We start from the raw sequence: 25,200 nt of genomic DNA on the forward strand, positions 1-25,200 counted from the left end.
CCCCCCCCCCCCCCCCCCCCCCCCCCCCCCCCCCCCCCCCCCCCCCCCCGCCCGTCCACCCATCCGACCGTCCGTCCGACCGGGGGAGCCCTCATGACACCCGTCCTGCACACCGAACGACTCACGTTCCGGCCCTACCGCCCCGAGGACGAGGACGTCTTCGTGGCCCTGCTGCGCGACGAGGAGGTCTGCCGCTGGATGGGCCAGGAACGCGTGCCGGAGGCCGACATCCGCACGCTGTTCCAGGCCATCCTCACCGACGTCTACCCGCAGCACAGATTCGACGTCTGGGGACTGTGGCACGAGGAGGTCTACGTCGGCCACGCGGAGGTGAAGCCGACCGGCAACGTCGACGGCCACGAACTGGTCACCGCCCTCGCCCCCGGGCACTGGGGCCGGGGCCTGGGCACCGAAGCGGTCCGCGGCCTGCTCCGCCACGCCGCCGACAATCTGGGCCTGAAGGAGGCCTACGGCATGGTCGGCGGTGACAACACCGCCAGCCTGACCATGTGCCGCCGGCTGGGCTTCCGCCATGTACGCGACGTGGTGGGCGACGACGGCACCGTGACCAGGCTGCTGGTGATCTCGACGACGGACCCGCAGTGACGCCACAGGGTCGCGGACAGTAGCTGCCGTCCATGAGCTGCCCGTGCGGAACGCACGGGTGAAGATGTGTTCGGCGGCTTTCGAGCGAACCTCGGCCGCCCGGCGCGTGATGCGTCCGCAGGGGCTGCGCGGGCGGCCCATCCGCGCTGTAATGGCCAAGTGGCCAGTGAGGGTGCTGCGGTGCGCAGAACGAGAGCCGAGCGTGCCGAGACCGCCCTTGAAACGCTCATCGACGTGTCCGCCTCTCCCGACCGGCTGCGCCGGGTTCTCGAACAGGCGCTTGTGTTCGCCGGGGCGGCGTTCGCGGGGGTCTACGCGCCCGGCGCCGACCCCGCCGGGTTGTGCCTCGCGGAGTCGGCGGGACTGCCGCGCACGCTGTACGGCCTGCGCGACAGCTATCCGGCCGCGGGCGCCTCGCCGGTCGCGGAGGCGCACCGCACCGGGCGGTCCGTATGGCTCGGCCCGGCCGAGCTGGCCGACTGCCCCGAGGCGCGCCGCACCCCGTCGGCCGACTTCTCGGTGGCGGTACTGCCGCTCGGCCCGGCCGGCAGCGGCTGTCTGCTCGCCGTCAGTGAGCACCCGGGCGGCTTCGGCACCGACGACCGCGCCTGTCTGGAACTCGTCGCCCGGGCGGTGGCCGTGCCCGCGTCGATCGGCGCGGCCGCCGAGGCCGGCGAGCTGCCCGCCGACCGGTTCAGCCTGGCCATGGACAGCGGCCGGGTCGAGGTCGGCGACACCATCCTGCGGCTCTTCGGGATCGGCCGGGAGAAGTTCGACGGCAGGGTGGAGACGCTCCTCGGCCTCACCGTGCCCGAGGACCTGCCCGCCCTGATGTCGGTGGTCGAGGCCGACCACATGTCCATCGGCGAACGCGAGCTGGAGTTCCGCGTCCTGCAGCCGTCCGGACCGCCCAAGTGGCTGCGGCTGCGCGGGCGGATGCTGAGCAGCGGCGAGGGCCGCCCGACCCGGCTCGTCGGCACCGTCGCGGACGCCTCGACGCTGCGCTCCGACGTCACCGACGTGGCCCGGGTGCAGCGCCTGGCCGCCGCCCTCGCCATGGCCGGCACGGTCAAGGACGTCGGCAAGGCCGTCGTCGTCGCCCTGCGCAAGCCCCTGCAGGCCGACCGTCTCGCCCTGGCCGAGCTGGAGAACGAGCGCCTCGTCGTCACCGTGCTCGACCCGCCCGAACCCGAGTCGTGGCCCGAGCTGTGGCGCAGCGAGTGGCGCACCGAGTGGCCCGACGCGCCGGTGCGCGCCATGCCCACCCTCGCCGCCGCTCTGCGCGAGGGCCGCTCCCGGATCTGGCCCGCCGGCAGCACGCTGGAACCCGCCCTCGCCGAGGTGGGCCCCGGCGGCCTCGCCGTGCTGCCGCTGCCCGCGGGCGGCCGCATGGCCGGCGCCTGCCTGATCGGCTGGGACCAGCCGCACGAGTTCGCCCCCGACGAGCGCGCCCTGCTCACCGCCTCCGCCGGCCTCGCCGGACAGGCCCTGCTGCGGGCGCACGCCTTCGACGCCGAGCACGAACTCGTCGGCATGCTCCAGCGCACCCTGCTGCCCCGCCGCCTGCCCAGGCTGCCCGGCGCGGTCGCCGTCGCCCGTTACCTGCCCACCACCGCCGGTCTCGAGGTCGGCGGCGACTGGTACGACGTGATCCCGCTGGTCGACAACCACGTGGCCTTCGTCATCGGCGACGTCCAGGGCCACAACGCCGGCGCCGCCACCCTCATGGGCCAGATGCGCACCGCCCTGCGCGCCTACGCGGTCGAGGGCCACGCCCCCGACGTCGTCGTCACCCACGCCAACCGGCTGCTGGTGGACATGGAGACCGACCTCTTCGCCACCTGCTGCTACGTCGACGTCGACATGGAGCAGGGCACCGCCTGGTGCGTGCGCGCCGGCCACCTCCAGCCGGTGCTGCGCCACCCGGACGGCTCAACCGAGATCGTCGAGGCCGAGGGCGGCCCGCCGCTCGGCGTGCTCACCCGGGCCGAGTTCCCGATGACCCCGCTCCGGCTCCAGCCCGGCACGGTGCTCGCGCTGACCACGGACGGCCTGGTGGAGTCCGCCGAGGCCGACATCGACGAGGGCATGGCCCGGTTCGCCGCGGAACTGGCCGCCGCCGACCCCGGCCACCTCGGCCTGGTCGCCGACGCCCTGCTGACCGGGGCGCACCGCGGCGACGACGTCGCCCTGCTGCTGATGCGCTACGACGGCATGGCCGTACGCCCGCTGCGCGAGAGCTGGACCGTGTGGCGGGTCCCGGAGGCCGTCCGGCACGCCCGCCGCTTCACCCGGCGCACCCTGCGCACCTGGGGGGTGGAGCGCGACACCATGGACGCGGCCCTGCTCATCGTCTCCGAGCTGGTCACCAACGCCCTCGTGCACACCGAGGGCCAGGTCCGCCTCGATCTCAGCCTGCTCAACCACCGGCTCCGCCTCGCCGTGGCCGACGGCTCGCCGCGCAGCCCCGTCAAACCCACCAGCATCGGCTGGGAGGCCACCGGCGGGCGGGGCATCCTCCTGGTCGAGGCGGTCTCGGCCGCCTGGGGCTCGGTGCCGGTCAGCGGCGGCAAACAGGTGTGGGCCGACCTCGTGCCGGACACCGGCCCGTCGCCGGACCGACCGTAGGGACCGCGCGCGGCGGTCCGGGCGGCGCCGATCCGCCACCCGGGTAGCGCTGCGGCCCGCCCGCGGCGGCTCGGGAGGCGGGGTCGCGCCGACCGTGCCTAGGGTCTTGACGTGGCACACACCTTCGAAGAGCTGGTGGCCAAGCAGCGGGCCGCCGAAGCAGCCCAGCGCATGGTCGACGAGCTGCGCACCGCGTACGGCCCGCCGGCCGGCCAGCAGATGACGGGCGCCCAGTCGGGCACCTACGAGACGGCGCTGCGCGCTTGGCGGGACCTCGCCCGGGACGTGCAGACCGCGCTGAACGAGTACGCGCGCGAGACGGGCCGGCCGCGCGCCGAGGTGGAGGCCGAGGTGGCACGAGCGGCGGCACCGGAGGACACGTGAGCCGAGCCGCCCGCCGCGCGGAACGGATCGCGGACGCGGCGGACGCCAGGCTGCCGGCGCTCGAGGGCGGCGCGCTGCTGCGCAAGGCGTTCCCGGAGCACTGGTCGTTCCTGCTCGGCGAGATCGCGCTCTACAGCCTCCTGGTGCTGATCCTGACCGGGGTGTGGCTGACCTTCTTCTTCCAGCCGGAGATGACCGAAGTCGTCTACGACGGCTCCTACGTGCCCCTGCGCGGTGTGCTGGTGTCGGCCGCCTTCGACTCCACCCTGAACATCAGCTTCGACGTGCGCGGCGGCCTGCTGATCCGGCAGCTCCACCACTGGGCCGCGCTGGTCTTCATCGCCGCGATCGGCCTGCACATGCTGCGGATCTTCTTCACCGGCGCCTTCCGCCGGCCGCGCGAGCTGAACTGGGCGATCGGGCTGACCCTGTTCGTCCTCTCGCTCGCCGAGGGCTTCGCGGGCTACTCGCTCCCCGACGACCTGCTCTCCGGCACCGGACTGCGCATCGCGCAGGGCATCATGACGTCTCTGCCCGTGGTGGGCACGTACGTGGCGTTCCTCGCCTTCGGCGGTCCCTACCCGGGCCACGACATCATCACCCGGCTGTACCCGTTGCACATCCTGCTGCTCCCGGGCGCGATCCTCGCCCTGGTGACGGTCCACCTCATCCTGGTGTTCCACCTCAAGCACACGCAGTGGCGGGGGCCCGGCCGCAGCAACCGCAACGTCCTCGGCAAGCCGCTCTTCCCGCAGTTCACCGCCTCCTCCGTGGGGCTGTCCCTCACCGTGGGCGGCGTCCTGACGCTGATGTCGGGCGTCGCGCAGATCAACCCGGTGTGGACCTACGGCCCCTACCGCCCGGACGTGGACTCCACCGGCTCGCAGCCGGACTGGTACGTGGGCTTCCTGGAGGGCGCGCTGCGGCTGGTGCCGCCCTGGGAGACGAACTTCGCGGGGCACACCCTCATGTGGAACGTGCTCCTCCCGGCGGTCGTGCTGCCCGGCCTGCTGTTCGGCGTGCTGTACGCCTACCCGTTCGTCGAGCAGCGCCTGACCGGGGAGTGGTACCGCGAGCAGCACCTGTGCGACCGGCCGCGCGAGCGTCCCGTACGCACCGGCCTCGGGGTGGCGGGCACCGTCTTCTACGTCGTGCTGCTGGTGGCCGGCGCCAACGACGTCATCGCCCAGTCCTTCCGCGTCTCGGTGGACGCCCTGACCTGGATCCTGCGCGTCGCGCTCGTGGTCGCCCCCGTCGTCGCCTTCCTGGTCACCCGCTGGCTGTGCCGGGCGCTCACCGAGGCCGAGCGCGAGCGCCTGGCCGAGGGCGTACCCACCGGCGACATCCGCCAGAACGTCACCGGCGGCTACGAGAGCGACCACGAGCCCGTCGAGGAGTTCCGGCCCGGAGCGCCGCGCCGGGTGCTCACCGGCGGGCGTACTGGAACACCATCCCGTACACCCCGCGAGCCAGAACGACCAGGCCGATGAGGAACAGCCACAGCCCGTAGACCACACCGGTCGCCGTCAGCGCGAACCCCAGCGCGGTGACGACGGGGAACGGGCTCTCGTCCGGGAAGAACGCCACCGGCCCGGCGGCGTCCGCCACGTCCGCGTCCGTGCGGTCCTGCGGCCGTGCGCCCCGGCGCCGGTACTGGATGAAGCAGAAGAAGCCGATCAGCGCCGCCATCCCGCACGCCACCACCAGCGCGGTCGTGCCCGTCGCGTCGCCCGACCACACCCCGTACAGGGCGGCGGACCCGCCGAAGAACAGCGCCACCCCGGCGAACAGCATCGCCTCCGCCTTCACCGCAGTCCCTCCTCCTCGGCCATCCGCACGACGTCCGGATGGTGCAGGTCGAACGCGGGCGCCTCCGACCGCACCCGGGGCAGCGCCACGAAGTTGTGCCGGGGCGGCGGGCAGGACGTCGCCCACTCCAGGCCCCGGCCCCAGCCCCACGGGTCGTCCTCGGTGACCCGCTTCCCCCGGACGGCGGTGCGCCAGACGTTGTACAGGAACGGCAGCGTGGAGACGCCGATCACGAACGCCCCGGCCGAGGAGATGGCGTTGAGCAGCGTGAAGCCGTCCGACGGCAGGTAGTCCGCGTACCGGCGGGGCATGCCCTCCTCGCCCAGCCAGTGCTGCACGAGGAAGGTCGCCTGGAACCCCGGGAACAGCAGCCAGAAGTGCCACTTGCCGAGCCGCTCGTCCAGCATCTTCCCGGTGAACTTCGGCCACCAGAAGTAGAAACCGGCGAACATCGCGAACACCACGGTGCCGAACAGCACGTAGTGCAGGTGGGCCACGATGAAGTAGGAGTCGGTCAGGTGGAAGTCCAGCGGCGGTGAGGCGATCAGCACCCCGCTGAGCCCACCCAGCAGGAACGTCGCCATGAACCCGAGCGACCACAGCATCGGCGTCTCGAACGAGAGCGAGCCGTTGATCATCGTCCCGGTCCACGCGAAGAACTTGATGCCCGTGGGCACCGCGATCAGGAACGACATGATCGAGAAGAACGGCAGCAGCACCGCCCCGGTGGCGAACATGTGGTGCGCCCACACCACCGCCGACAGCATGGTGATGCCGATCGTCGCACCGATCATCGGCAGATAGCCGAACAGCGGTTTGCGGGAGAAGACCGGGATGATCTCGGAGATGATCCCGAAGAACGGCAGCGCGACGATGTACACCTCGGGATGCCCGAAGAACCAGAACAGGTGCTGCCACAGCAGCGCGCCCCCGTTCGAGGCGTCGAAGACGTGCGCCCCGAACTTGCGGTCCGACTCCAGTGCCAGCAGCGCCGCGGTGAGCACCGGGAACGAGGGCAGCACCAGGATCGAGGTGAACAGCACGTTCCAGGTGAAGATCGGCATGCGGAACATGGTCAGGCCCGGCGCGCGCAGGGACACGATGGTGGCGATGAAGTTCACCGCGGTCAGGGTCGTCGAGACGCCCGACACCACCAGTCCCATGGTCCACAGGTCGCCGCCTGCGCCGGGGGAGAAGTAGGCGCTGTTCAGCGGCGCGTACGCGAACCAGCCGAACGCCGCCGCCCCGCCGGGCACCACGAAGCCGGAGACCACCATCAGCCCGCCGAACAGGTACATCCAGTACGACATCGCGTTCAGCCGCGGGAACGCCAGGTCGGGAGCGCCGATCTGCAGCGGCATCACGGCGTTGGCGAAACCGGCGAACATGGGCGTGGCGAACAGCAGCATCATGATGGTGCCGTGGATCGTGAAGAACTGGTTGTAGCTCTCCTCGCTCAGGAGCTGCAGTCCGGGGCGCGCCAGTTCGGCACGCATGCCGAGCGCGAGCAGCCCGGCCAGCAGGAAGAAGGAGAACGAGGTGACCATGTAGAGCCGGCCGATCACCTTGTGGTCGGCGGTGAAGGCCCAGCGCAGCAGGGCCCGGCCGGGCCGCTGGGCGGGGGCCGAGTACCGCGCGGTGATCTCCCTGATATCGGAGATTTCCGGTGATTCGGTCATCGCGGGCGACGCTACTCCGCGGGCCGACAGGCCCGTCCGCGCCACGCCCTGCGGGCCCACGGTCGGGGCCGCGGCCCGTTCGGCCGTCCGGGTGAAGCGCCCCCGGCACGGTATCCGCCAGGCATCCGCCGGGCGCCCCCGGGTACCCGGCGCTCATGAACGCAGCCACGTACGAAGCAGCCGCGGGCGGTCAGGTGTTCGGATACGTCCTCGTCCTCGTCGCCGGTGTCGCCGTCACGGCCGGGCTGGTGTGGGCCGTCCGGCTCGGCATGAGGGTGCGCGGGGGGGAGTCCGCCCCGCCCCGGCCGGACGAGCAGCCCACGCTCCCGCCCGAGGGGCCGGTGCGTGAGACGCGCGAGATGCGGGAGCCCCACGAGGTGCCGCGCGCCACGGACGAGAGCGAGCGGCTCACGCCTCACCAGCTCGGCAACGTCGGCACCCGGCGCGCCGACGACCAGCGGCGCCCGCGCTGGTCGCCCGGATCCAGTGGTTCCTTCGGCGGTGGTGGCGGCGGCCGGACCTGAGGTGTCTTTGCCGGGTTTGCGTGCCGTGCGGCAAGGGGACCCGGGCGGCACACACCGTGCGCCGGGCCGGGCGTGGGAGGCTTTCCCCGCACCGGCCCGGGAGCCCGAGGGAATCCAGAAGGAAGATGAAGCGCCGTGACCGCGCACAGCAGTGAGAAGACCACGCTCCCCTACGCCGAGACCGGCTGGTCCAAGGCCAAGCGCCGGCAGGGCACCCGGGCGCGCACCTGTCTGCCGGCCGTGCTGGAACGTTCCCGCACACAGCAGGGCGCCGCGGCGGAGGACCACATAGTGCGCGGCGAGGACTGAGCGGCGGGGCGGCGCGTTTGGCGGCGGCCCTTTGCGGCAAACAAAGGTCCGATCCGGGCGATCACCACTAGGGTGAGGCGGCGAGCCGAGGGAGCGGCGCTCGGCTCACGCAGCCATGCCCCGCCTCCCGTCCGCCAGGAGATGTCCCAGTGAAACGGCACGAGTTCCTGCGGGAGCTCCACAAGGTCAGCGCGAACCGCAACTACCTGGAGATCGGCGTCAACGACGGTCGCAGCCTGACGCTGTCCCGGGTGCCGAGCATCGCGGTGGACCCCGCGTTCAAGGTGGTCACGGAGATCCGCTGCGACGTGCATCTCGCCAAGGCCACCAGCGACGACTTCTTCGCCCGCGACAACCCCCTCGCGCACCTCAGGGGCGGGCGCCATCCGCTGCGCAACCTGGCGCGCAACCGCAGCCCGTTCGGGTACTGGAAGCGCACCACCCTCGACCTGTCGTTCATCGACGGCATGCACCTGTTCGAGTACGCGCTGCGGGACTTCATCAACATCGAGAAGCACGCGGACTGGGCCAGCGTGATCGTCTTCGACGACATGCTCCCGCGCAACGTCGACGAGGCCGCCCGCGACCGGCACACCGACGCCTGGACCGGAGACGTCTACAAGCTGGTCGAGATCCTGAATCGGCACCGGCCGGACCTGGTCACGGTCCTGGTCGACACCGCCCCCACCGGCCAGCTGGTGGTGTTCGGCGCCGACCCGGCGAACACCGTCCTGAAGGACCGCTACGACGAGATCGTCGCGGAGTTCGAGGTGCCCGACCCGCAGAAGGTGCCCGAGTCCGTCCTGGGGCGCACCACGGCCGTCGAGCCCGGGGACTTCCTCGGCGCCGGCTTCTGGAAGCCGCTGGTGGCGGCCCGCAACCGCGGGACCGGACGGGCCCGCGGCTGGGAGCCGCTGCGGCGCGCGCTGGCGCCGTACTCCGTCAGCCGCTGAACCGGCCCGAGCGCAGCCGCTCGTAGTGGGCGGAGCAGTCCGCGTAGCTGGGCAGCAGCCCGGACCGCTCCGCCTCGGCGAGGGTGGGCGCCTCGGCGTCCTTCGCCGACAGCACCGGCTCGACGCCCTCCGGCCAGGCGATGGCCAGGCCGGGATCGAGCGGGTGCACGCCGTGCTCGCGCCCCGGCGCGTAGCCGGCCGAGCACAGGTACACCACCGTGGCGTCGTCGGTCAGCGCCATGAAGGCGTGCCCGAGACCCTCCGCGAGGAACAGGGCGTGCCGGGTGTCGTCGTCCAGGCGCACCGCCTCCCACCGGCCGAAGGTGGGCGAGCCCACCCGGATGTCCACGACCACGTCCAGGACGGCACCGCGCACACAGGTGACGTACTTGGCCTGCCCGGGCGGCACATCGGCGAAGTGGACGCCGCGCAGCACGCCCCGCCGCGACACCGAGCAGTTGGCCTGGGCGAGCGCGAGGTCGTACCCGGTGGCCTCGCGGAACTCCGCGCCCCGGTACCACTCGTGGAAGCTGCCCCGGTCGTCCGGGAACACCTTGGGCTCCAGCACCCAGGCGCCCGCTATCTCCAACTGCCGCATCCCGTCAGGCCCTTCGAGTCGTCGTCTTGCCCCGTACGGCGCCGAGCAGGCGCCGCGCCCCGCGCAGCACCCGCCGCAGCAGCCCGGGCGGCGCGGTGCGGGTCACCTCGACGGCGCCCCGGGTCCGGCCGGCCCGCAGCAGCAGCGGCAGCGCGAGGACCCGGCCGTCGGCCGGGCGCAGATCGGTCCGCCAGGTGGTGCTGCGCAGCTCGTGCGACGGGAGCGCGGCCTCCAGCAGCGCGTGGGCGCCGTCGGCGGGCGTCAGTACGGCCGCCCGGTCGAGCGTCCGGCCGGAGGCGATGTCGGTCAGCCGGACCGCGACGTCGGTGGTGTCCGGGACGTGCAGCGGCAGCGCGACGGTCAGCACCTCGGTGTCGGACACCGCCGCGTCCGCCGGGGTGAGCCGGTGCAGGCCGAGCGACCTGACGGCCCGGTCCACGTCCAGGGAGAAGTTGCGGTACTGCTTCGTCCAGTACGGCAGCACCACCCGGCCGGCGACGATCCCGGCCGGCGGCAGCGCGGCCGCCCGCTCGGGGGCGGGGCCCAGCCGGCACTCCTTGGTCCAGCCGCCGAGCGAGACCCGGACGTGGGCGTCCCAGAGGCCGCCGGACAGCGCGGCGCCGCCCGCCGCGCGGGCGGGGTCGACGGTGGCCGTGCCGCGCAGCACCAGCCGGACCCGGCCGTCCCCGGCCGGGACGCGTTCGCGGGTGACCTCCACCGGCTGGAAGAAGGACGCGGCGGTCTGCCGGTCGCGCAGCACGAGATCGGCGCGCGCGTCCTCGAAACCGTCGGCGGCCGCCGCGGCCAGCCGTTCCGCTGCCTCCGCGAGGTCGGCGGGCACGCCGTCGGCCGCGGGGCGGGGCGCGCCCGGGTCCACGGTCAGGGCGCCGTCGGGGCCGTGGTACTCCGCGGTGAAGCGCACGCGCAGCGTGCCCTCCTGCCACTCGACGGCCGTCGGGGCGGCCTTCGGCCGCACCTCGGTCTCCCACGCGGCGTAGGCGACGAGGTCGTCGTACCGGTCCTCGCGGATCAGGGCGGCGACGATCCGCTGGTCGGGCCGCAGCCCGGTGGCGACCCCGGGGCCGAAGCGCTCCACGACGACCGCGCGCATCTCCCGCAGCAGCTCGCGCCGGTAGTCGTCGGGCATCGCCAGCAGCCGGCGCCCGCTCATCCGCTCGACCATCTCCACCCGCAGCCAGCGGCGCAGCAGCCGGTCGCGCAGCGGGCCCGGCTCGGTGTACCGCTCGACGACGTCGAGGGCCTCGCGGAGGTTCTTGAAGTAGCCGACGGGCTCGAAGCGCTGGAAGCCGGCGTTGGCGGCGTCCTCACGTTTGACGTGGTAGTAGCAGACGTAGTCGCCGAGCACCGAGACGTTGTCCGCGCGCAGGTATGCCTCGGTGACGAAGACGTGGTCCTCGAGGCGCCGCCGGCCCTCGGGGAAGCGCAGTCCGGTGCGCTCGAGGAAGGCGCGCCGGAGCATCTTGTGCGGGGTGAGGCTGTCGATCAGCGGGGCGTCGGCCACGGTGGCGCGCGGCCGGTTGCGGCGGAACAGCTCCACCGGCACCGGGCGGCCCTTGCCGGCCATCTTGCCCACGATCACGTCGGCGTCGTTCGCGACCCCGTACGCGTACATCCGTTCCAGGGCCTCGTCGCCGAGGTGGTCGTCGTTGTCCACGAACATCACGAACTCGCCGCGGGAGGCTTCGATGCCCACGTTGCGGGGCTTGCCGGACCAGCCGGAGTTCTCCTGGTGGATGACGGTGATGTGCGGGTGCTCGGCGGCGAGCGCGTCGAGACGGGAGGGGGTGGCGTCCGTCGAGCCGTCGTCCACGAAGATCACTTCGAACTCGTCGGGAGGCAGCGACTGCCGCAGCAGCGAGGCGACGCACTCCTCGATGTACGGACCGGGGTTGTACACGGGTACGACGACGCTGACCTTGACCGGCATCCGGCTTCCAAGCCCCCTTGGTTCGCTTTCCGTGACCTGGGCGGCACGGTGCGCGTGGCCGAAATGTTAACGCGGCGCCCGGCGGGGGCGGTTGGCCGCCCGCACCGGGCGCCGGACCCGCTGGTCAGGCGTGCGTCTTGGCCAGCAGCTCCAGGATCTCGGCCGTGGTGCCGCTCTCGCCGAGCCGCGGGAAGATCCGCTCGACGCTGCCCCGGTGCGCCTCGGGGTCGCTGTCCGCCATGGCGTCCGTGGCGAGGGTGACGTGGTAGCCGTGGGCGTAGGCGTCGCGGGCGGTGGACTCGACGCCGATGCTGGTGGCGATGCCGGCCAGCACGATCTGGGTGATGCCGCGGCGGCGGAGCTGCACCTCCAGGTCGGTGCCGTGGAAGGCGCTCCAGTTGTGCTTGGTGACGCGGATGTCACCGGCGTGGCCGGACAGCTCGTCGACGACGACGTCCCAGCCCTCCGGGAAGGCGAGACCGCGGGCCTGGCGCTCGGTGCGGCCGGGCACGGCGTCCGCCCAGTCGGGCGAGAAGGAGACCCGGACCAGCACCACGGGCAGACCGCGGTCCCGGAAGGCGCCGGCGAGTTCGGCCGTGCGCGCCACGACGTCGGCGGCGGCGTGCGGCTGGGTCGGCATGCCCACGATGCCGTTCTGCAGGTCGATCGCGACGAGGGCGGTGCGGGGGTCGAGCGTGGTGAGCGACATGGGTCGGTCGGGCCTTTCGAGGCGTGGGACGTCCAGGGACGGGACGTCGAGAGACGGCAAGTCGAGGGACGGGAAGTCGAGGGACAGGGCGGTGGGACGGTCGGGCGGGTGCGGCGGCGGGCCGGACCTGGCCGTGCGGGTCAGTGTTCGGACGGATTCGGCGGGGGAGAGGCGAAGGGCCCGCCGGCGTAGCCCCCGGTGTCAGGGCCGCGAGAGCCGCTCCATCAGCTCCAGCGCCCGCAGGACCGCCTGCCGCTCCTCCTCGGTGTAGCGGTCCTGGAAGGCGCGGGCCAGCCACTCCTCGCGCAGCTGCTTGTTCCCCTCGACCCGGGCCCGGCCGGCCTCGGTGAGGGTGACCAGCTGGCGGCGGCCGTCGTCGGGGTCGGGGGCGCGCCGGATCAGGCCGTGCTGGTCCAGGGCGGCGAGCGTGGTCGCCATCGACTGCGGGCGCACCCCCTCCGCCGCGGCGAGCGCGCTGGCCGTGGCCGCGCCGTGCTTGCCGACCAGGGACAGGGCCGACTCCTGGGACGGAGTCAGGTCGGCGTCCTGCGCGACCTCGCGGATGCGGCGCCGCAGTCGGCTGAACACCACGCGCAGGTCACGCGCGGTGCGGACGGCGGATTCGGAGATGTCGGCCATGCCGTCACCCTAGGTCCCGCAGAACAAACTGTCCAGTCCGGGCTGTTCAGTTTTGACTGATGAGTTGCCCGGGTACTCGCCCCTCCTCGGACGGAGCAGCACCTCGGTGAACGCAGGGAGCGCAGATGACCCAGCGGGACATCTCCGGTCTGGAGGCCGCACTCGGGGACGAAGTGGACGGGGAAGTCCGCTTCGACGCGGGCAGTCGTGGCGCCTATGTCACGGACGGCTCGAACTACCGGCAGGTGCCGCTCGGCGTGGTGGTGCCGCGCACGGTGGAGGCGGGCGCCCGGGCGGTGTCCGTCTGTGCGCGCTTCGACGTCCCGGTCCTCTCCCGCGGCGGCGGCACCAGCCTCGCCGGGCAGACGACCAACACCGCCGTGGTGATCGACTGGACCAAGTACTGCGACCGGCTGCTGTCCGTGGACCCCGACGCCCGCTCCTGCGTGGTGGAGCCCGGCATCGTCCTGGACGTCCTCAACCGGCGACTCGCCGTGCACGGGCTGCAGTTCGGGCCCAAGCCGTCCACCCACAGTCACTGCGCCCTCGGCGGCATGATCGGCAACAACTCCTGCGGCGCCTCGGCCCAGGCCTACGGCAAGACCGTCGACAACGTGCGCCGCCTGGAGATCCTCACCTACGACGGGCAGCGCGCCTGGGTGGGCCCCACCTCGCCCGGCGAACGCGCCCGGATCGAGGCCGGCGGCGGGCGGCTCGCCGAGCTCTACAGCGGCATGGACCGCATCGCCACCGCGTACATGGGGGACATCAGGCGTGGCTTCCCCAAGATCCCGCGCCGCGTCTCCGGCTACAACCTCGACTCCCTGCTGCCCGAGAACGGCTTCGACGTGGCCAAGGCGCTCGTCGGCAGCGAGGGCACCCTGGTGACCGTCCTGCGCGCCGAACTCGACCTCGTCCCGGTACCCGCGTACCAGTCGCTCCTGGTCCTCGGCTACGAGGACATCTGCGCCGCCGCCGACGACGTCTCCCCCCTCCTGGAGCACTGCTCGCCGAGCCAGCTGGAGGCCCTGGACGGCCGCATGGCCCAACTCATGCGCGAGGAGGGCGCCTACCTCGAATCCCTCCACATCCTTCCCGAGGGCGACAGCTGGCTGATGGTGCAGTTCAGCGGCGACAGCCAGGAGGCCGTCGACGAGCAGGCGCACGCCCTGCTGCGGGCCGTCGGCCGCGGCGAGAAGGACGCGAACGTCGCCTTCTCCGACAACCCCGAGCGCGAGCAGAAGATGCTCAGGGCCCGCGAGGCGGGACTCGGCGTCACCGCACGACCGCCGGACGACCGCGAGGCCTGGGAGGGGTGGGAGGACTCCGCCGTCCCGCCCGAGCGGCTCGGCGACTACCTGCGGGACCTGAAGAAGCTGTTCGAGGAGTTCGACTACGACCACCCGTCCCTGTACGGGCACTTCGGGCAGGGCTGCGTCCACACCCGCATCCCCTTCGGCCTCAGGACCGCCGACGGCGTCGCCCGCTTCCGCCGCTTCGTCGAGCGGGCCGCCGACCTCGTCGCCTCCTACGAGGGCTCCCTGTCCGGCGAGCACGGTGACGGGCAGTCCCGGGGCGAACTGCTCACCCGGATGTTCGGCGAACGCCTCGTGACCGCCTTCGGCGAACTGAAGGCGCTGTTCGACCCCGGCAACCGGATGAACCCGGGCAAGGTCGTCGACCCCAACCCGGTCGACGGGCAACTGCGCCTCGGCCCCACCTGGCGTCCCGACACCCCCGCCACCCACTTCCGGTTCCCCGAGGACGACCACTCCTTCAACCGCGCCGTCATGCGCTGCGTCGGCATCGGCAACTGCCGCAGCCACTCCGGCGGCGTGATGTGCCCCTCCTACCGGGCCACCCGGGAGGAGGAGCACTCCACCCGGGGCCGGGCCCGGCTGCTCTTCGAGATGCTGGACGGGCACGCCGACTCGGTGATCAAGGACGGCTGGCGGTCCACCGAGGTGCGCGACGCGCTGGACCTCTGCCTGGCCTGCAAGGGCTGCAAGTCCGACTGCCCGACCGGCGTCGACATGGCGACCCTCAAGGCCGAGTTCCTCTCCCGGCACTACGCGGGCCGGATGCGGCCCGCCGCCCACTACTCGATGGGCTGGCTGCCCCTGTGGGCCCGGCTGTCCCGTCTCTCCCCGGCCCTGGTCAACCTCGCGCTGCACGCGCCCGGCCTCGCCGGCGCCGGCAAACGGCTGGCCGGCGTCGCCGCGGCCCGCTCGGCCCCGGTGTTCGCCCGGCAGTCCTTCCTACAGTGGTGGCAGGCCCGGGGTGGCGACGAACCCGACCCGGCCGACCCGCGCACCGTGGTCCTGTGGCCCGACACCTTCAGCACCTACTTCCACCCCTCGATCGCCAAGTCGGCCGTACGGGTCCTGGAGGACGCCGGCTTCCGGGTCGCGGTACCCACCAGGCCGGTGTGCTGCGGCCTGACCTGGATCTCCACCGGCCAGCTCCCCGTCGCCGAGAGGGTGCTGCGCCGCACCCTCGACGTGCTGCGCCCCTATCTGGACGCCGGCACCCCCGTCATCGGCCTCGAACCCTCCTGCACCGCCGTCTTCCGGTCCGACGCCCCCGAACTGCTCCCCGCCGACCAGGACGTGCAGCGGCTCGCCGGGCAGGTCCGCACCTTCGCCGAACAGCTCGTCCACCACGCGCCCGACGGCTGGCGGCCCCCGCAACCGGCCCGGCACGCCACCGTGCAGACCCACTGCCACCAGCACGCCGTCATGAAGTTCGACGCCGACCGCGAACTCATGCGCCGGGCCCACCTCGACGCCGAGGTCCTCGACGAGGGCTGCTGCGGCCTGGCCGGCAACTTCGGCTTCGAACGCGGCCACCACGAGGTGTCCATGGCCGTCGGCGAGCAGGGTGTCCTGCCCGCCGTCCGCGCCGCCGCCCCGGGCAGCCTGGTCCTCGCCGACGGCTTCAGCTGCCGCACCCAGATCGAGGAGGGCGGCACCGGCCGCCGCGCGCTGCACCTCGCCGAGGTCCTCGCCCTGGCCCTGGACGGCAACCTGCCCACCGAGAAACCCGAACGCCTGGCCGACCGCCCGCACCGGCCGTCCCGCGTCCTGCGCTGGGCGACGACCGCCTCCATTGCGGCCCTGGCCGCCGCGGCCGGCACCGGCGCGGCGCGGCGGCTGCGGCACCGCACCTGAGGGAGGCGCCGGCCGGCACGGTCGCCGCAATGGCACCCGGACCACACCCCACAGCCCGCACAGCCCGTACACCCGCACGGGAAGAGAGCCCGGAGCGAGCCGGAACCGGGAACCGCACGCGTTCCCGCGAGAGGAGAAGAGGAAGATGCCCACCGTCGTCATCACCGGGGCGAGCGCCGGAATCGGCCGCGCCACCGCCCGCCTCTACGGCCGGCGCGGCGCCGACGTCGTGCTCGTCGCCCGCGGCAAGGGCGGTCTCGAAGCGGCGGCCGACGAGGTCGCGGCGCTCGGCGGGCGCCCGCTCGTCCAGACCGCCGACGTCTCCGACCCGGCGCAGGTGGAGGCCGTGGCCGAGGCCGCGGAGAGGGAGTTCGGCCCCATCGACGTGTGGATCAACTGCGCCTTCTCCAGCGTGTTCGCACCGTTCGAGGAGATCACCCCCGAGGAGTACAAGCGGATCACGGAGGTGACCTACCTCGGCTTCGTCAACGGCACCCGTACGGCGCTCAAGCGCATGCTGCCCCGCGACCGCGGCACCATCGTGCAGGTCGGCTCCGCGCTGGGCGAGCGGTCGATCCCGCTCCAGTCGGGGTACTGCGGGGCCAAGCACGCCATCAACGGCTTCACCTCCGCCCTGCGCGTCGAACTGCTGCACCGCGGGAGCAACGTGCACGTCACCGTCGCCCAGATGCCGGCCGTCAACACGCCCCAGTTCGACTGGGTCCGCGACCGGCTGGCCAAACACCCGATGCCGGTGCCGCCGATCTACCAGCCGGAGGTCGCCGCGCGCGGAGTGGCGTACGCCGCCGACCACCCGCGCCGCAAGCAGTACTACGTCGGCGCCACCACCGTGGCCACGATCTGGGCCAACCGGCTGGCTCCCGCCCTGCTCGACCGCTACCTGGCCCGCACCGGCTTCGACTCCCAGCAGACCGACAGCGTCCCGCCGTCCGGCCTCAGCAACCTCTTCGAACCCGCCGACCGGGAGCGCGCCGAGGACCAGGGCGCCCACGGCTCCTTCGACGAGAGCTCCCACGCCCGCTCCTGGCAGGAGATCCTGGTACGGCACCCGGCCGCCACCGCCCTCGGCACCGGCGCCGCCGTCCTCGGCGCGGTGACCGCGATCCGGCGTCTGGCCTCCTGACACCCCTAGGCTGGTGGCGTGCGTCTGCTCATCATGTCCGACACCCATCTGCCCAAGCGCGCCAAGCGGCTCCCGGACCGGCTGCTCGCCGAACTCCCGGACGCCGACGTCGTGTTCCACGCCGGTGACTGGGTGGACACCGCCACCCTCGACCTGCTGGAGAGCCGCAGCCGCCGGCTGATCGGCGTGTACGGCAACAACGACGGCCCCGAACTGCGGGCCCGGCTCCCCGAGGTGGCGTACGCCGAACTCGACGGCCTGCGCTTCGGCGTGGTCCACGAGACCGGGCCCGCGAAGGGCCGCGAGGCCCGCTGCGCCGCCCGCTTCCCCGACCTGGACGTGCTGGTCTTCGGACACAGCCACATCCCCTGGGACAGCACCGCGCCCGGCGGGCTGCGGCTGCTCAACCCGGGCTCCCCGACCGACCGCCGCCGCCAGCCCTACCGCACCTACCTGACCGCGGCGCTCACCGACGGCAGCCTCACCGACCTGACCCTGCACCGGCTGCCCGAGCGGTAGCCGGGCCTTGCCGGCGTGCCAGGGCGCGCGGCGCCCTGGTTCCGCCCGCCGGGGAGGGCAGTGGTGTCCCGCTCAGGTGCCGGGCGTCGTCTCCGGCCGGGTGGACGCACCGACGACGCCGTAGGCACGCTCGCCGATGGTGAACTCTCCCAGGGGGGTCATGCCGAATCCGTCCACGTGGACCTTCCACGAGGCACGGTTGGCCAGTTCGATGAAGGCGACCATCACATCCGCCCGGCCCGCGGCCGCCCGCAGGGCCGCCGTGAACAGTCCCCGGGCCACCCCCTTCCCGCGGTAAGCGGCGGCGACCACCACGGGCCCGTAGAGCAGGAAGGCGGTGGAACGCAGCGGGCGTCCTCGCCACTCCAGCGAATCCTGCGCGTCCAGCAGGGCCCGGACCGGCGGGGGCGGACCGGGCAGGTTCTCCGGAGAGACCAGCCCGAGCAGGCCGGCCAGGCGCCCGTCGTCGTCCGCGACGAGCAGGCTCCCCTCCTCGGCCATCGAACGCAGCGTGCCGGCGTCGAAGTCCCCCTGCACGAAGCCCCGCTCCGCACGCTCCTGCTCCGTGAGCGCGTCGTGGTGGTTGGCGGCGAAGAGTTCGGCCATGGCCGGGGCATCGGCGGCAACGGCATGTCGGAAGTCCATGACGTCGATCCTGCCGGGTGCCACCGCCCTTGCGACACCCCCGGACCGCACGGCACGCCCCCGTTCGTGAGCACCCGGTCACGGGCGGCACGGAGGTCGCCGGACCGCTGCGGGCCCGGTCGTGCCGCCCAGGCCGGCTGGCCGCCGGCCCACGGCGCCGGCGGCCAGGCCGGACACGGCCCAGGGCCGGTTGCGAAAGCGGTCCTTTGCCCTCCGGACGACGAGGCCACATTCGCAACAGCCCCTACGGCGTGACCGGGGCCCCGGTCTTCCCGTCACAGGTGAGCGCGGCGAGGATCCCGTGTTCCCCGGGTGTCAGCGGCGGACCCGACAGCGGGGGCAGCGACGGGCCGTTCAGGGCGGCCAGGAGCGCCCCCGGCCGCATGAGCCGCGAGGGGGCGGCCCGCAGACCGGTGACGTCCCACAGCGCCGACGCGGCCATGTACGAGCCGGTCGCGGCCCGCGTGAGCCGCCTGGAGTACTTCGCGGCGAGCAGGTCCGCGGCGGTCGGCTCGCCGCCGATGACGTCGGGGTACAGGACGTCGGAGCTGACGGCCAGCGTCCAGGCACCCTCCACGGGCTTGGCCAGCTCGCGCTGGATGCGGCGAGCCAGACCAGGGCCGCCCCACCGCCGGTGCACGTTCCGTGCGAGTATCCGGGCGCCCAGGGCCGCGACCGACATCCCCTGACCGTAGGACGGGTTGAAGGTGGCCAGAGCGTCGCCCAGCACCACGAGACCGTCGGGCCAGGAGGGGGCCTTCTCCAGATAGCGGCGGGCGTTGCTCGTGCTGTGGCTGGTGAACACCTGCGTGAGCGGTTCGGCGCCGGCGATGAGCCGGCCCACGATGGGGTGGGGGAGCTCCAGCGCGTACCGCACGAACTCGTCCGGATCCTTCGGGGGCTCGCCACCGCGGGATCCGCCGAGGCTGACCATCCACCGGCCGCCCTCGATCGGCACGATCATTCCGCTGCGACCCGGCTCGCCCGTGTGGGGGCGGGGCTGCACGAGGGTGAGCGGCCAGTCCTCGGCACCCGGCGGGACACGGTAGATCCGCGTGGAGTTGACCAGGCCCGAGTCGACGGTCCGTTCACGGATGCCGTCGATGCCGAGCCGCTCCAGCCACTTCACGATCCGCGAACCGCGCCCGCTCGCGTCCACCACGAAGTCGGCGTCCACACACTCCTCGGCACCGTCCGCCAGGACACGGACGCCGGTGACCCGCTCGGCGCCGCCGACCAGCCCGACGACCTGTGCCCGCCGGATCTCGATGCCGGTGCAGCCGTCCAGGACCGCCGTGCGCACGGACCAGTCCAGCAGCGCCCGACTACAGGTGATCATGGGGTGCTCGCGGCGGCGCCAACGGTGGAACCAACCCTCGGGCGTCAGCGCGATCATGTCCCGGGACAGATGAATCTCGTGGGCGCCGGCCGCCAGGAGGCGACCCCGCATGTCCGTGCCGGGGACGAGCGCGTCCATGGCCTCGAGGCCGCCGTCCATCATCAGGTGCGCGTGCCGGCCCTGGGGCACGCCTTTGCGGTGCTCGGGTCCGTCGGGGAGGGCGTCACGGTCCAGCACGACCACCTGATCGACCACCGGGGCGAGCGCGGCCGCGGCCAGAATGCCGGCCACGCCGGCGCCGATGACGACAGCCTTACGCGACATGAGGTCTTCTCCTTGCTCAGTGGTGGGAGCCATCACCGCACCGTTGCGCGGGACTCGTGGAAGTGGGGCAGCAGGGCCAGGGCCTGCGCGAGGCGGACCAGTTCCTTCGTGCCGGCGGTGGCGGGCAGCGGGTACCTGCCCCGCTCGGCCCCGGCGTCGTCCGGGTCGGGGGCCGAGGACCGGACCTGCTCGACGGCGCCCACGACCATGGCGGCCTCCGAGATGACGCGCGCCTCGTCCTGCGCGTGTCCCCGGCTCGTGGCGGAGGCGAGCACACGCCGGCCGAGGTCGAGGTCGAAGGCGGGGACGAGCTGGAGCAGGGCGTCGTGGATGGCGAGCTCCAGCAGCTGCAGCCGGGCCTTGGGGAGCTGCCACCAGGCCGGGGAGGGCTTCGGGGCCGTGGTCACCGCCTTCACCTCTTCCCACAGCGGCTGGAGCTCCCGGCAGTCCCTGGCGCTGTCCCAGTGGCCCCGGGCCACCGGAAGGAGCCGGGGCAGGACGAAGCCGAGGCTGCACACCAGCGCGCCGAGGGACACCACGGGGGGCGCGACAGAGGTGGAGAGCCAGTCGAGATCCCTGCCGGCCCACCGCGCCAGCACGGCGATGATCTTCGCCAGTTCGAAGCCGACCACGTCGAGGACCAGCCCCCACATGATCAGCCGCAGGCCCGTCCGCAGCAGGCCGGTGACCGTACGGGACCATCTGAGACACACGACGATCATGATCACGGCGCACACGCCGTGCCCGATCAGGTAGAGGCTGATCATCTCCCGCATGTACGGGGTGCGCGCGTAGTAGGTGTCGAGGTCACGCAGGCGTTCGACCGGGGCGTCGGCCATGTCGAACAGCACGATGATCGCGACGATGAGCAGGCCGTAGGCGGCGATGATGCGCGTGACCATCCTGCGGATCTCGCCGGGAGGGCCGCCACGCCAGTTGATCAGCAGGACGAGCAGTGAGGCGCTGTAGGCGCTGATGGTCGAGTAGGTCATGGGCGCACCGAAGTTCGGTACGCCTGTCATCTCGTTGACCGCGGCGAGGGTCGCGGGTGCGGAGCACGCGAAGCAGCACGCGCCGAGGGCGACGGCGACGCAGGTCGAGGCCGTGAGCGGGTTGCGCAGGAGCATGCGGGGGCCGGCCGGGATCAACAGCAGCGCCGCCGCCGCTAACACGGCCGCCGCGACGTATACGACGAGGCTCATGCCTGGGAACTCCAATCAGACCCGCGTGGGGAGGGGACGATGTGGTGGCGAGGCCTGGATCACGCGGTGCTTCCCGCGGCCGCGTCGGTGTGTGCCGGGGCCGGCACGACGCGGCCGGGAGCGTTCAGGGCACCGGCGATACGGACCAGGACGGCCAGCTCCAGATGCCGTGGCTCGAGGAGGCCGTGGCCTTCGGTACCGGGCGCGGGGCGGCCGGCGCGCTCGCTGACGGCCGCGGCCGCGATGGTCGCGGCGAGAGCGGTCGCCTCGGCCTGCTGCCGGTCGTCCGTCCGTTGTCGTTCGCGCGCGTAGGTCTGCTCGTACAGGTCCTGGTTGAGGTGGACCTGGAGGGCGTTGAGGCCGTTGTGGATGCTGCTCTGGCGCCAGGGCAGCCACACCAGCGGGGACAGCGGCCGGCGCAGTCGCAGCGTCCGCCGCTTGAGCAGCTCCTCGAGCTGGCGCTCCAGCGGAGCGAGTTGCGTGTACGCGCGCAACTCGTGCCGCCAGCGCGTGACATGGTGCCCGATGAAGGGCAGGAGGACGCCGGCGACGGTGAGGAAGGCGCCCGCCCCCGCGAAGCCGGGGGACAGCTTGGTGGCGAGGACGGTCCAGTCCTCGCCGCACCACCGGGCCACGGCGGCGACGAGCCTGGACAGGCTGTATCCGGCGCTCAGCACGGTGCCGAGACCGAGCGTGAGAAGGCTCGCCCGCACCCAGCCGTGGACGGTGCCGCCCATGGCCCACCGCACGGACCACAGGCCGGTGACGGTGACGGCCGTCAGGTGGGCCACCAGGTACAGCACGATCATCTCGCTGACGTACGGCGTGGTGGCGTAGTAGGTGTCGAAGTCGACCCGTCGCTCGGTGCGGGTGTCACCGAGTGCGAAGAGCAGGCCGATCGCGGCGATGACGACGGCGTAGCTGATGATCCAGCGGCGGGCCGTCGCGCGGCCGCGCCGGCCGTCACGCCAGTAGACGACGAGGACCAGGCACGCGGCGCTGTACGCGGTGATGACGGCGTAGGTCAGGGGAGCGGCGAGGTTCGCGATGCCGGTGGTCCGGTTGATCGCGCCCACGGTCGGCGGAGAGCCGAGGAGCCAGCACAGGCTCGCGAGGGCCAGGAGAGCGGTGATGGCGCGCAGGAAGGGGTCGCCGCGGTGGCCGACGAGGTCGCGGAGCTTGAGTGCGAGGCCGAGCCAGAGAACGCCGCAGCTGATGTAGTTGATCACTTGGTTCCCCGGTAGTTGAGGGCAGCTCCGATGCGGCCGGCCACGTTGTCGGTGCCGCTCCTGGCCGCGTACACGGAGTCCGGCGCCGCCTGGAGCCAGGGCCGCAGCCGTTGGGCTATCAGCAGGCCGAACGTTTCCGCTTCCTTCTCCGCGCACTCGACGAAGTCGGTCCGGGACGCGGCGGCCAGCTGGGACGGGCCGATCGCCTCGTCCTTGTACATGTGCCACACCTCGTGGCCGAAGATCACGAACTTGTGCCAGGCGGCCGCGTGTTCCTCGATGATGATGTGGTCGGCGATGTCACCGTCGGGGGCGCGGCGCTCCATCCACATGCCGGTGGCCCGCAGCGCGACGGGGAACGATCGTTCGTGCACCCGTACCTGACGCCCCCGCCACCGGTTGACGGACAGGACGAGCGCCTCGAAGAGTTCGTCGGGGTCCGCGGGCACCGGGACCTGGATCGGCCCGATCAGCACGTCCGCCAGGCGCCGCATCTCCCGGTTCGTACGCGCCCTGTCGATCAGGGCGCTCACGAGCTGACGCACCTTCCTGTTCGTCCGCACTCACTCGCCAATCTCCTTGGGCGCCCTTTTCACCGTAGAGGGTAAGGCCGCTCGGCACTGGTGGAAGTGTCACTCCACCGCCCCTTGGGCGGGCGCCTCCCCGGGGGCGAATCGAGCTCGCGCGATACGAAGGCGACGGGGCACAGTTGTGGGTACGTCACGGCGGCAGCGGTCCCGCCGTGATGCTCCTGCACGGCCACCCGCGCACGCACGCGACCTGGCCCGCGTCGCCCCGCTGCCGGTCGCGGCCACGGCCGCTCCGAGAAGCCTCCGACCGACCCGCGGCACAGCCCGTACTCCAAGCGCGCCATGGACCCCGGCGCAGATCAACCGGCAAGGCGGCGCCATCGAATGCATCAAGACAACGGTCTCTAGCGTCGCGGTGTCCAGAAGGCAAATGTCGCTCACTCGAAGGTGTGATGCTGCGCAGCGGAGGAAGGAGTAAGCGGCGAACGGCGTAATGTCATATGCCCGCTGCCTCCGACCGAGGCAACGGCAGGGCGGGCAGGGGAGAGGACGGCATCACGGGATGGCGGACACCGACTGGAGCGAGCAGGGGCTTTGCCGGACAGCCGACCCGGACGACTTGTTCGTCGAGGGCGCGGCACAGAACCGCGCCAAGGTGCTGTGCGGCGGGTGCGGGGTCCGGACCGAGTGCCTGGCCTACGCCCTCGACCAACGTATCGAGCACGGTATTTGGGGCGGGATGACCGAGCGGGAGCGCCGGGCCCTGCTGCGGCGTCGCCCGACTGTCACCTCCTGGCGACGCCTGCTGGAGACGGCCCGCGCGGAACACGAGCGCGCCCATACGGTGGTCGCCAACACCAGGGCGAGCTGAACCGGTTGCACCCGCCGGGCCCGCGCCGCTCTCGCGCCTTCGCGGCAGCCCCTCCATCCACCGCTGCCTCCGCAGGCATCCCGGCGGGCAATTCTGTTTCCGCACCCAAGTGCTCGCAAGGGCACGCCTGACGGTGCCCGGCGCCGCGTACCGGCCACGGCCCGGCCACGGCCTGATGTCTGTGCTCGGCTCAGCCGCAGCCGACTGCCGAGATCGCCTCGCGGGTCATGAGCACACTGGGCAGCTTCCCTCGCCAGAGGTAAGGCTCACCGGTGATCTCGAAGCCGTGGCGCCGGTAGAAGCGGATCGCGCGTTCGTTGAAGTCGGCGACCCCCAGGCGGATGCAGGCGGGGCCCGCCCAGGCGAGGAACTCGGTCATCATGCGGCCACCGAGTCCGTGACCCTGGGCGTGGTCCAGTAGATACATCGGGCCGAGGGTGATCGATTCCGATTTCTCCCAGTGGCCGCACAGATAGCCGACGATCTCCGTCTCGGACCGGACGACACGGCAGAAGTGCGGGGCAGGGTTCTGGTTCGCCACCTCGATGAACTCCCGCCACTGGCTGATGCCTTCGGCGGTGGCGGACGATCCACGGTGCTCACGGATCCAGGACTCGTCGATCCCCGCGTCCAGGTCGGTGTAGTTCTGCAGCCAGTTCCGCAGGTGCAAGGGCCCTATCGACGCGGCGTCGTCCGGCTGGGCGGCGGTGATCACGTAGGTCATGCCAGACCATACCGGGTCCCTGGCCAAGTCACCGTGAAGTCACTCGGGCCGTTGGGCCGCGTTTCCGGGCACAGTCGCAGCACCTCCAGGAACGGGCCGGCGGAAGACTTCCGCCACGGTGATGTTCACGGTTGTCACGACCGCCACGACCACTGCCCCGACCGGATGCCCGACCCCGTACAGCGCCAGCGCGCCACCGCCCAGCACCAGCACTTTCACGAGCAGGACGCCGGGCAGCGACGGCCGCAAGGGCGCCCGGGGTGCTGCGAACAGCCCCCAGAGTGCCGCTGCGACGGCCGGTGTGCCGAGACCGAGGACCACGCTGACCCCCGCATCACCGCTCGTGGTGAAACCCCACCAGCCCAGCAACCCGAGCGCGACGATTTCGATCAGGAACGCCAGCAGCTCGTTCGCCACGTACCACGGCCGTCCGTCGACGATCCCCGAACCCCGCGTGCTCTCGCCCGTCATGCGCCCCTCCCCGGATTCGCCCCGCGCGCACCGAGGCTTCTGCATATCAGGCCAGGCCGGTTCCCGTCGCTCAGGTTTCGCCGTCCACGCATCATCCGCACCCCCGGCTGCACTCCTCGACCGGGCGAACGACAGATTGCCGCGCGGGCAGCTCCGGTTCGTGACGCGAAGCGTGCAGTGCGTGTAGGCGCGGAGCCGGCGAAGAAGCCGGTCCGGAGCCGGTCCTGTGGTGGGCACCCGGGTGTC

Annotated in this window: 24 protein-coding genes and 1 pseudogene; 12 read left to right on the plus strand and 13 right to left on the minus strand. The window is 72.6% G+C overall.

Going from position 1 to position 25,200, the window contains the following annotated elements; genetic code table 11:
• Nucleotides 1-93: 93 nt before the first annotated feature.
• The 4 genes from V7E45_RS08895 (at nt 94) to qcrB (ending at nt 5,108) form a co-directional block, all read left to right on the plus strand.
• The gene (locus V7E45_RS08895; protein ID WP_333773555.1) at nt 94-606 is read left to right on the plus strand and encodes a GNAT family N-acetyltransferase; all 513 of its coding nucleotides are present in this window, start codon (nt 94-96) and stop codon (nt 604-606) included.
• A gap of 159 nt (nt 607-765) precedes the next feature.
• Entirely contained in the window at nt 766-3,234 is a 2,469-nt protein-coding gene (locus V7E45_RS08900; RefSeq protein ID WP_333773556.1) for a SpoIIE family protein phosphatase, read from the plus strand.
• Nucleotides 3,235-3,345: 111 nt separating this feature from the next.
• On the plus strand, nt 3,346-3,618 hold the full coding sequence (locus V7E45_RS08905) for a hypothetical protein (protein WP_333773557.1): 273 nt from the start codon (nt 3,346-3,348) through the stop codon (nt 3,616-3,618).
• The gene (qcrB, locus tag V7E45_RS08910; protein WP_333773558.1) at nt 3,615-5,108 is read left to right on the plus strand and encodes a cytochrome bc1 complex cytochrome b subunit; all 1,494 of its coding nucleotides are present in this window, start codon (nt 3,615-3,617) and stop codon (nt 5,106-5,108) included. The genes V7E45_RS08905 and qcrB overlap by 4 nt, the downstream gene beginning before the upstream one ends.
• Here qcrB and ctaF read toward each other — a convergent pair.
• Together ctaF and ctaD are read right to left on the minus strand one after the other, a co-directional pair.
• The gene (gene ctaF / locus V7E45_RS08915; RefSeq protein ID WP_333773559.1) at nt 5,044-5,427 is read right to left on the minus strand and encodes an aa3-type cytochrome oxidase subunit IV; all 384 of its coding nucleotides are present in this window, start codon (nt 5,425-5,427) and stop codon (nt 5,044-5,046) included. The genes qcrB and ctaF overlap by 65 nt on opposite strands.
• Nucleotides 5,424-7,106, minus strand: a complete 1,683-nt coding sequence (gene ctaD / locus V7E45_RS08920) for an aa3-type cytochrome oxidase subunit I (protein ID WP_333773560.1) — start codon at nt 7,104-7,106, stop codon at nt 5,424-5,426. The genes ctaF and ctaD overlap by 4 nt, the downstream gene beginning before the upstream one ends.
• A gap of 155 nt (nt 7,107-7,261) precedes the next feature.
• On the opposite strand from ctaD, the gene V7E45_RS08925 reads away from it, so the two are divergent.
• The 3 genes from V7E45_RS08925 (at nt 7,262) to V7E45_RS08935 (ending at nt 8,892) form a co-directional block, all read left to right on the plus strand.
• Entirely contained in the window at nt 7,262-7,630 is a 369-nt protein-coding gene (locus tag V7E45_RS08925) for a DUF6479 family protein (protein ID WP_333773561.1), read from the plus strand.
• A 135-nt stretch (nt 7,631-7,765) separates the two neighbouring features.
• Nucleotides 7,766-7,939 carry a hypothetical protein gene (locus tag V7E45_RS08930; protein ID WP_333773562.1) on the plus strand — a complete coding sequence of 58 codons (174 nt, stop codon included), beginning with the start codon at nt 7,766-7,768 and terminating at the stop codon, nt 7,937-7,939.
• A 149-nt stretch (nt 7,940-8,088) separates the two neighbouring features.
• Entirely contained in the window at nt 8,089-8,892 is an 804-nt protein-coding gene (locus tag V7E45_RS08935; RefSeq protein WP_333773563.1) for a class I SAM-dependent methyltransferase, read from the plus strand.
• Here V7E45_RS08935 and rfbC read toward each other — a convergent pair.
• From rfbC to V7E45_RS08955, 4 genes are all read right to left on the minus strand, one after another.
• Nucleotides 8,882-9,490, minus strand: a complete 609-nt coding sequence (rfbC, locus tag V7E45_RS08940; RefSeq protein WP_333773564.1) for a dTDP-4-dehydrorhamnose 3,5-epimerase — start codon at nt 9,488-9,490, stop codon at nt 8,882-8,884. The genes V7E45_RS08935 and rfbC overlap by 11 nt on opposite strands.
• A gap of 4 nt (nt 9,491-9,494) precedes the next feature.
• Complete coding sequence (locus V7E45_RS08945) at nt 9,495-11,438, minus strand: glycosyltransferase family 2 protein (protein ID WP_333773565.1); 1,944 nt, start codon at nt 11,436-11,438, stop codon at nt 9,495-9,497.
• Nucleotides 11,439-11,562: 124 nt separating this feature from the next.
• Nucleotides 11,563-12,147, minus strand: coding sequence for a hydrolase (locus V7E45_RS08950; RefSeq protein WP_333773566.1), 585 nt, complete (start codon nt 12,145-12,147; stop codon nt 11,563-11,565).
• A 201-nt stretch (nt 12,148-12,348) separates the two neighbouring features.
• Nucleotides 12,349-12,786, minus strand: coding sequence for a MarR family winged helix-turn-helix transcriptional regulator (locus V7E45_RS08955; RefSeq protein WP_333773567.1), 438 nt, complete (start codon nt 12,784-12,786; stop codon nt 12,349-12,351).
• A 125-nt stretch (nt 12,787-12,911) separates the two neighbouring features.
• Here V7E45_RS08955 and V7E45_RS08960 point away from each other — a divergent pair, with 125 nt between their 5' ends.
• The 3 genes from V7E45_RS08960 (at nt 12,912) to V7E45_RS08970 (ending at nt 17,619) form a co-directional block, all read left to right on the plus strand.
• Entirely contained in the window at nt 12,912-15,956 is a 3,045-nt protein-coding gene (locus V7E45_RS08960) for an FAD-binding and (Fe-S)-binding domain-containing protein (RefSeq protein ID WP_333773568.1), read from the plus strand.
• Between the two features lie 145 nt (nt 15,957-16,101).
• Nucleotides 16,102-17,100 carry an SDR family oxidoreductase gene (locus V7E45_RS08965; RefSeq protein ID WP_333773569.1) on the plus strand — a complete coding sequence of 333 codons (999 nt, stop codon included), beginning with the start codon at nt 16,102-16,104 and terminating at the stop codon, nt 17,098-17,100.
• A gap of 18 nt (nt 17,101-17,118) precedes the next feature.
• Complete coding sequence (locus tag V7E45_RS08970; RefSeq protein ID WP_333773570.1) at nt 17,119-17,619, plus strand: metallophosphoesterase family protein; 501 nt, start codon at nt 17,119-17,121, stop codon at nt 17,617-17,619.
• Nucleotides 17,620-17,691: 72 nt separating this feature from the next.
• On the opposite strand, the gene V7E45_RS08975 is transcribed toward V7E45_RS08970, so the two are convergent.
• From V7E45_RS08975 to V7E45_RS08995, 5 genes are all read right to left on the minus strand, one after another.
• Nucleotides 17,692-18,264: a GNAT family N-acetyltransferase gene (locus tag V7E45_RS08975; protein ID WP_333773571.1), complete on the minus strand. Its 573-nt coding sequence runs from the start codon at nt 18,262-18,264 to the stop codon at nt 17,692-17,694.
• A gap of 244 nt (nt 18,265-18,508) precedes the next feature.
• Nucleotides 18,509-19,927 carry an NAD(P)/FAD-dependent oxidoreductase gene (locus V7E45_RS08980; RefSeq protein WP_333773572.1) on the minus strand — a complete coding sequence of 473 codons (1,419 nt, stop codon included), beginning with the start codon at nt 19,925-19,927 and terminating at the stop codon, nt 18,509-18,511.
• Between the two features lie 32 nt (nt 19,928-19,959).
• Nucleotides 19,960-21,129: a DUF6545 domain-containing protein gene (locus tag V7E45_RS08985; protein WP_333773573.1), complete on the minus strand. Its 1,170-nt coding sequence runs from the start codon at nt 21,127-21,129 to the stop codon at nt 19,960-19,962.
• Nucleotides 21,130-21,188: 59 nt separating this feature from the next.
• Nucleotides 21,189-22,358: a DUF6545 domain-containing protein gene (locus V7E45_RS08990; RefSeq protein WP_333773574.1), complete on the minus strand. Its 1,170-nt coding sequence runs from the start codon at nt 22,356-22,358 to the stop codon at nt 21,189-21,191.
• Nucleotides 22,355-22,852, minus strand: a complete 498-nt coding sequence (locus V7E45_RS08995) for a toxin (protein WP_333773606.1) — start codon at nt 22,850-22,852, stop codon at nt 22,355-22,357. Before V7E45_RS08995 ends, V7E45_RS08990 begins: the two co-directional genes overlap by 4 nt.
• A gap of 179 nt (nt 22,853-23,031) precedes the next feature.
• On the opposite strand from V7E45_RS08995, the pseudogene V7E45_RS09000 reads away from it, so the two are divergent.
• Both V7E45_RS09000 and V7E45_RS09005 read left to right on the plus strand, forming a co-directional pair.
• A pseudogene (locus V7E45_RS09000) lies at nt 23,032-23,233 on the plus strand (alpha/beta fold hydrolase); the annotation flags it as partial.
• A 217-nt stretch (nt 23,234-23,450) separates the two neighbouring features.
• Nucleotides 23,451-23,759 carry a WhiB family transcriptional regulator gene (locus tag V7E45_RS09005; RefSeq protein WP_333773575.1) on the plus strand — a complete coding sequence of 103 codons (309 nt, stop codon included), beginning with the start codon at nt 23,451-23,453 and terminating at the stop codon, nt 23,757-23,759.
• 190 nt (nt 23,760-23,949) lie between these two features.
• Here V7E45_RS09005 and V7E45_RS09010 read toward each other — a convergent pair whose 3' ends face one another.
• Together V7E45_RS09010 and V7E45_RS09015 are read right to left on the minus strand one after the other, a co-directional pair.
• Entirely contained in the window at nt 23,950-24,483 is a 534-nt protein-coding gene (locus V7E45_RS09010; RefSeq protein WP_333773576.1) for a GNAT family N-acetyltransferase, read from the minus strand.
• Between the two features lie 39 nt (nt 24,484-24,522).
• Complete coding sequence (locus V7E45_RS09015) at nt 24,523-24,954, minus strand: YrdB family protein (protein ID WP_333773577.1); 432 nt, start codon at nt 24,952-24,954, stop codon at nt 24,523-24,525.
• Between the last annotated feature and the right edge of the window lie 246 nt (nt 24,955-25,200).

Source organism: Streptomyces sp. IBSBF 3136 (assembly GCF_036815105.1).
GTDB lineage: Bacteria > Actinomycetota > Actinomycetes > Streptomycetales > Streptomycetaceae > Streptomyces.

Bases quoted from the DNA above. Each gene is read 5' to 3' on its own strand.
- V7E45_RS08895 (WP_333773555.1), top strand. From the start codon at position 94: ATGACACCCGTCCTGCACACCGAACGACTCACGTTCCGGCCCTACCGC.
- ctaD (WP_333773560.1), bottom strand. From the start codon at position 7,106: ATGACCGAATCACCGGAAATCTCCGATATCAGGGAGATCACCGCGCGG.
- V7E45_RS08925 (WP_333773561.1), top strand. From the start codon at position 7,262: ATGAACGCAGCCACGTACGAAGCAGCCGCGGGCGGTCAGGTGTTCGGA.
- rfbC (WP_333773564.1), bottom strand. From the start codon at position 9,490: ATGCGGCAGTTGGAGATAGCGGGCGCCTGGGTGCTGGAGCCCAAGGTG.
- V7E45_RS08945 (WP_333773565.1), bottom strand. From the start codon at position 11,438: ATGCCGGTCAAGGTCAGCGTCGTCGTACCCGTGTACAACCCCGGTCCG.
- V7E45_RS08950 (WP_333773566.1), bottom strand. From the start codon at position 12,147: ATGTCGCTCACCACGCTCGACCCCCGCACCGCCCTCGTCGCGATCGAC.
- V7E45_RS08955 (WP_333773567.1), bottom strand. From the start codon at position 12,786: ATGGCCGACATCTCCGAATCCGCCGTCCGCACCGCGCGTGACCTGCGC.
- V7E45_RS08960 (WP_333773568.1), top strand. From the start codon at position 12,912: ATGACCCAGCGGGACATCTCCGGTCTGGAGGCCGCACTCGGGGACGAA.
- V7E45_RS08965 (WP_333773569.1), top strand. From the start codon at position 16,102: ATGCCCACCGTCGTCATCACCGGGGCGAGCGCCGGAATCGGCCGCGCC.
- V7E45_RS08975 (WP_333773571.1), bottom strand. From the start codon at position 18,264: ATGGACTTCCGACATGCCGTTGCCGCCGATGCCCCGGCCATGGCCGAA.
- V7E45_RS08980 (WP_333773572.1), bottom strand. From the start codon at position 19,927: ATGTCGCGTAAGGCTGTCGTCATCGGCGCCGGCGTGGCCGGCATTCTG.
- V7E45_RS08985 (WP_333773573.1), bottom strand. From the start codon at position 21,129: ATGAGCCTCGTCGTATACGTCGCGGCGGCCGTGTTAGCGGCGGCGGCG.
- V7E45_RS08995 (WP_333773606.1), bottom strand. From the start codon at position 22,852: ATGCGGCGCCTGGCGGACGTGCTGATCGGGCCGATCCAGGTCCCGGTG.
- V7E45_RS09005 (WP_333773575.1), top strand. From the start codon at position 23,451: ATGGCGGACACCGACTGGAGCGAGCAGGGGCTTTGCCGGACAGCCGAC.
- V7E45_RS09010 (WP_333773576.1), bottom strand. From the start codon at position 24,483: ATGACCTACGTGATCACCGCCGCCCAGCCGGACGACGCCGCGTCGATA.
- V7E45_RS09015 (WP_333773577.1), bottom strand. From the start codon at position 24,954: ATGACGGGCGAGAGCACGCGGGGTTCGGGGATCGTCGACGGACGGCCG.